The 844-nt window shown below is 73.1% G+C and carries 1 protein-coding gene; it reads right to left on the bottom strand.

The window, feature by feature from the left end:
* A partial coding sequence (locus FXN61_RS49730; RefSeq protein WP_223165931.1) for a hypothetical protein occupies positions 1-844 on the bottom strand: 844 nt, incomplete at both ends.

Below are 844 nucleotides of genomic sequence, written 5' to 3'. Positions count from 1 at the left end.
GCCGCCAACGCGCGGCTCGGTGCACCGCCGCGGCTCTCGCCACCGCGTCCGAGGTTCGGGCGGCCCGTGCGGCTGTCTCGGCGGCGAGCAGGCTGGCGCCCAGCGCCTCGAACCGCACCGATACCGCGAGCAGGTCCGTGTCCGTTGCACCGGCGGCAAAGCACTGCGTCATCTCGCCGTCGACCTGATCAGCCAGCGTTACCAGCCGGTGCCGCAACCCAGGCACGCCGAGCCGGATTCCGTCGTGCAGCGCCAACGCTTCCAGCGCCCGATGTCCTCGTGCCGCGGCAGTGTCGGCCGCGCTGCGCACGAGTCGTTCGGCGCGGCTGTGTTCGCCGCCCATGGCCGCGATCCACGCCTCCGCAAGGAGAATCTCCGAGTCGTGCGTGCGGACCACGGGCTGCTTCGACCGTTGCGCCGTCTCCAGCAGCCGGGCGGCCCCGTCGAGATCACCCAGCCACGCGGCGGCCATCGCGTGGCTCGCGTGACACCACGACAGCAGGCTGCCGAAGTCGTGCTGCCGCAACAGATCTGCGGCCTCGGCGAACTGACGGCGGGCCGTGGCGACCTTCCCCTCGGCCAACAACGCACGACCCAGCAGCGTCGCCCACAACCCGCGTACGTCGTCCGTGCGACGGCTCGTGGCGGCGGTGTAGCCCTCCTGCGCGAGCGCGCGCATCTCGGTCAGGCGCCCGGCCAGCCACAACGCGGTCGCCTGCCCGGCCTGCAGGTAGTTCACCGACCACGGCACCTCCGCGGTGGCGTTGCGCGCGAAGCCGATGCCGGCCTCGGCGATCTCGATCGCGCGGTCCGCCCGGCCGGTCAGCGCCAGCGCCGGGATCAG

It is taken from the genome of Lentzea indica, from assembly GCF_012184385.1.
Taxonomy (GTDB): Bacteria; Actinomycetota; Actinomycetes; order Mycobacteriales; family Pseudonocardiaceae; genus Lentzea; species Lentzea indica.
Note: the sequence above shows the minus strand (reverse complement) of the source record. Positions and strands in the feature narration are given on the sequence as shown.